Source organism: Pyxidicoccus fallax (assembly GCF_012933655.1).
GTDB classification, from domain to species: Bacteria; Myxococcota; Myxococcia; order Myxococcales; family Myxococcaceae; genus Myxococcus; species Myxococcus fallax.
In genome coordinates this window covers 1-4,081 of record NZ_JABBJJ010000583.1, presented here as the reverse complement: position 1 = coordinate 4,081, position 4,081 = coordinate 1, and the positions used below count along the sequence as shown (strand labels likewise).

The following is a 4,081-nucleotide window of genomic DNA, read 5'->3' as shown; positions in this document are numbered from 1 at the left end:
GGAGGGGACTACGCCTCCGCCGGGGCGGGGGCACGGACCGTCTGGAGCTTCAGGCTGTCGCCCTCGACGTCGTAGCGGGCGATGCCGCCGTCCTTCAGGTCGCCGAAGAGGAGCGCCTCGGCGAGGGGCTTCTTCAGCGAGTTGTCCACGAGGCGGGCCATGGGCCGGGCGCCGAAGGCCGGGTCGTAGCCGTGCTCGGCCAGCCACGCGCGGGCGGCGGGCGTCAGCTCCAGCTTCACCTTCTTCTCGTCCAGCATCTTCTGGAGGAGGCGGACCTCCTTGTCCACCACCTTGAGGATGACCTCGGGCGGCAGGCCGGAGAAGAGAATCCACCCGTCCAGCCGGTTGCGGAACTCCGGCGTGAAGGTGCGTTCAATCGCCTTCTTCGCGCGCGTGGCGTCCGCCGGCTTCGCGAGGTCACCGAAGCCAATGGCCTTGGTGCTCATCTCCTGGGCGCCCGCGTTGGTGGTGAGGATGAGGACGATGTTGCGGAAGTCGGCCTTGCGGCCGTTGTTGTCCGTCAGCGTCGCGTGGTCCATCACCTGGAGCAGGATGTTGAAGAGGTCCGGGTGGGCCTTCTCGATTTCATCCAGCACCAGCACCGCGTACGGGTGCTTGCGCACGGCGTCCGTGAGCAGGCCGCCCTGGTCGAAGCCCACGTACCCCGGAGGCGCGCCGATGAGCCGGCTCACCGTGTGCTTCTCCGAGTACTCGCTCATGTCGAAGCGCAGGAACTCCACGCCCAGCGAGTGCGCGAGCTGCTTGGCCAGCTCCGTCTTGCCCACGCCCGTGGGGCCCGAGAAGAGGAAGCTGCCGATGGGCTTCTCCGGCGCCCGCAGACCCGAGCGCGCCAGCTTGATGGCGCTGACCAGGTCCTTGATGGCCGCGTCCTGACCGAAGATGACCCCCTGCAGCTCCTTCTCCAGGTTCTGCAGCTGGACGCCCTCGCTCGCGGACACGCTCTTGGCCGGAATCTTCGCCATCTTCGCCACCACGGACTCCACGTCCGCGGCGGTGACGGTGTTGGTGCGCTTGCCCTCCGGCTTCAGCCGCTCGGCCGCGCCCGTCTCGTCGATGACGTCGATGGCCTTGTCCGGCAGGAACCGGTCGTTGATGTGCTTGGCGGACAGCTCCGCCGCCGCGCGGATGGCCTCGGGCTGGTACTTCACCCGGTGGTGCTCCTCGTAGCGGCTCTTCAGCCCCTCCAGGATGAGGACGGTGTCCTCCACGGACGGCTCGCCCACCTCAATCTTCTGGAAGCGCCGCGACAGGGCCCTGTCCCTCTCGAAGGCGGACTTGTACTCCTGGTACGTCGTGGAGCCGATGCAGCGCAGCCGGCCGCTGGCCAGCGCGGGCTTGAGCAGGTTGGACGCGTCCATGGAGCCGCCGCTGGTGGCGCCGGCGCCGACGATGGTGTGGATTTCGTCGATGAAGAGGATGGCGTCCTTCTGCTCCTGCAGCGCCTTGAGCACGCCCTTGAGCCGCTCCTCGAACTGGCCGCGGAACTTGGTGCCGGCCAGCAGCGCGCCCATGTCGAGCGAGTAGACGACGGCGTTCTTCAGCGCCTCCGGCACCTTGCCCTCGTGGATGTGCAGGGCCAGCCCTTCCGCGATGGCCGTCTTGCCCACGCCCGCCTCGCCCACGTAGAGCGGGTTGTTCTTCCGGCGGCGGCAGAGCACCTGGATGGTGCGCTCCAGCTCCTTCTCGCGGCCGATGAGCGGGTCGATGCGCCCCTCCTTCGCCTCGATGTTGAGCTGGGTGGTGTACGCCTCCAGCGGGCTCTTGCGGGGGGACTCGCCCTCCTCGTCGTCGCCCGCGGCGGCGCCACGGCTGGCGGCGGCGTCAGGGGCGCCGTCGCTCTCCCCGTCCTTGGAGATGCCGTGGGAGATGTAGTTGAGGAGGTCCAGCCGGGTGACGCCCTCCTGCTGGAGCAGGTAGAGGGCCTGGCTCTCCTCCTCGCGGAACATGGCCACCAGCACGTCCCCGCCGTCGATGAGCTTCTGCTCGGCGGACAGGGCGTGCATGGCGGCGCGGTGGAGCACCCGCTCCACGCCAATGGTCTGCTGGGGCTCGGCCTCCACGCCCTCGGGCAGCCGTTCGACCGTCTCCTCCAGGAAGGAGACCAGCCGCTCCTGCAGCCGCTTCACGTCGGCCCCGCACGCCTTGAGGACCTCGCGCGTGCGCGAGTCCTTCGTGAGCGCCAGGAGCAGGTGCTCCAGCGTCAGGTACTCGTGGCGCATCTTCCGCGCCTCATCCAGGGCGGTGCGGAAGCTGGCCTGCAACTCTTTGGCAATCAGCGGTCCTGCCACGTTTCAACCTTCCTCGGGTTCCATGGAGAGCCGCAGGGGAAAACCATTCTCCTGTGCCGCGGCCTCCACCGTTCGAATCTTCGTCTCGGCGACGTCATACGTATAGACGCCGGCGACCCCGACTCCGTTGTAATGAACGTGCAGCATGATCTGCACGGCATCCGTCTCCGACTTGTGGAAGACCTCCCTGAGCACCGCGACGACGAACTCGCGCGTCGTGTAGTTGTCGTTGTGCAACAGTACCTTGTAGAGCGAGGGCTTCTTGAGCTTCGTCTTGGGGGCTGACTCCGTGACGACGGAGGTATCGTGCTCGTGCTTCTGCGCCATGGGTTTGTCGGGCTCCCTTTAATGATGACGGGAGGGGGGATTTTCAGGCCCCCTCCTTGAAACCGGTCTCCGCTCGCCACTGGGGCAGGCCGCCTTGGACGGCTGCCCGCTCGTGGGCCAGGAAGCCGCGGACGGCCCTGTCCAGGCCCGGGTGGAGGAGGAGGTGGGCACTGTATGTGAGACGGGGCTCGAAGCCTCGCGTGAGCTTGTGCTCGCCGCCGTGGCCGGGCTCGAAACGCTTCAGGCCCCGGGCGATGCCCTGCTCCACCGGGTGGTACAGGCAGACGTTGAAGTGCAGGAAGGGGTGCTCCTCGAAGCAGCCCCAGTAACGGCCATACAGGACGTGGGGGCCAGCGAAGTTGAACGCGCCGGCCACCAACCTCCCTTCCCGCCGGGCCTCCACCCACTCACAGCGGTGCCGGAAGCGGGCGAGCATCCGCGCGAAGAAGTCCGGAGTGAGGAAGCGCTGGCCCCACGGATACTTGTCCACCGTGGAGACATACAGGCGGTAGACGGCGTCCGCATCCACATCCGCCAGCGCGTCGCCGCGCAGGGTGCGCACCTCGATGCCCTGCTGGGCCGGGGCGCGCAGCTCCCGCCGCAGCTGGTTGCGCCGCCGGGAGTGGAAGCGGGCGAGGAAGTCCTCGAGCGTGCGATAGCCATCATTGTGCCACTGGTACTGCACGCCCAGGCGCACCGCGAAGCCCTGGGCCTCCAGCACGGGCAGTTCCGCCTCGGTGGGGAAGAGGACGTGCACGCCGGACAGGCGCTCGGCGCGGGCGTACTCCTGGACGGCGGCGTACAGCTCGGCCTCGCGCGCGGGCCGGTCCTCGCCGGGGGCCACCAGCACGCGGCGGCCGGTGGCGGGGGTGAAGGGGACGGTGAGGACGAGCTTCGGGTAGTAGCGCAGGCCGGCGCGCTCGGCGGCGGTGGCCCAGGGGCTGTCGAAGACGAACTCGCCGTTGCTGTCGTCCTTGAGGTACGCGGGCGCGGCGGCGACGAGCCGCGAGCCGCGCCACAGCGTCAGGTGGCGGGGGTGCCAGCCCCGCTCCGGCACCGCGCTGCCGCTCTCCTCCAGGCTGGCGAGGAACGTCCACTCCAGGAAGGGCGCGGCCGTGTCGTCCACCAGCGCGTCCCACGCGGCGCGGGGGACCTCGGTGATGGAGGGCAGGATGCGCAGGGTGGTGGGCAGCGGGGTGGACATCGCGGCGGTCGAGGTGTCGGTCGGGGCGAGCCTATAACGATGCGACGTGGGTGCCGCAGCGAGCCTACTTCCCGCGTGTCAGCTCCGCGGCAAGGAAGCGCCCGGCCTCCGCCAGCCCTTCCTCGCCCCGGCGGCGGCCCTCGTCCGTCTCCATCACCCGGCGCGCCGCGTCGCTGACGGTGCCCACCTCCAGGTCCACCAGGATGAGGAAGGCGCTCCAGGCGGGGTTCAGGGGGGCGAC

Annotated in this window: 3 protein-coding genes; all 3 read right to left on the bottom strand. The window is 69.2% G+C overall.

The genetic code is table 11. The features are described from left to right. Positions 1-8 precede the first annotated feature (8 nt). The 3 genes from clpA to HG543_RS52040 are packed head-to-tail and all read right to left on the bottom strand — an operon-like array spanning position 9 to position 3,840. Positions 9-2,309: an ATP-dependent Clp protease ATP-binding subunit ClpA gene (gene clpA / locus HG543_RS52050; protein WP_169352428.1), complete on the bottom strand. Its 2,301-nt coding sequence runs from the start codon at positions 2,307-2,309 to the stop codon at positions 9-11. 3 nt (positions 2,310-2,312) lie between these two features. Next, positions 2,313-2,636, bottom strand: a complete 324-nt coding sequence (locus HG543_RS52045) for an ATP-dependent Clp protease adaptor ClpS (RefSeq protein WP_169352427.1) — start codon at positions 2,634-2,636, stop codon at positions 2,313-2,315. Between the two features lie 43 nt (positions 2,637-2,679). Next, complete coding sequence (locus HG543_RS52040) at positions 2,680-3,840, bottom strand: GNAT family N-acetyltransferase (RefSeq protein WP_169352426.1); 1,161 nt, start codon at positions 3,838-3,840, stop codon at positions 2,680-2,682. Positions 3,841-4,081 lie beyond the last annotated feature (241 nt).

Coding starts and splice junctions, on each gene's coding strand:
- HG543_RS52045 (WP_169352427.1), bottom strand. CDS start 2,636: ATGGCGCAGAAGCACGAGCACGATACCTCCGTCGTCACGGAGTCAGCC.
- HG543_RS52040 (WP_169352426.1), bottom strand. CDS start 3,840: ATGTCCACCCCGCTGCCCACCACCCTGCGCATCCTGCCCTCCATCACC.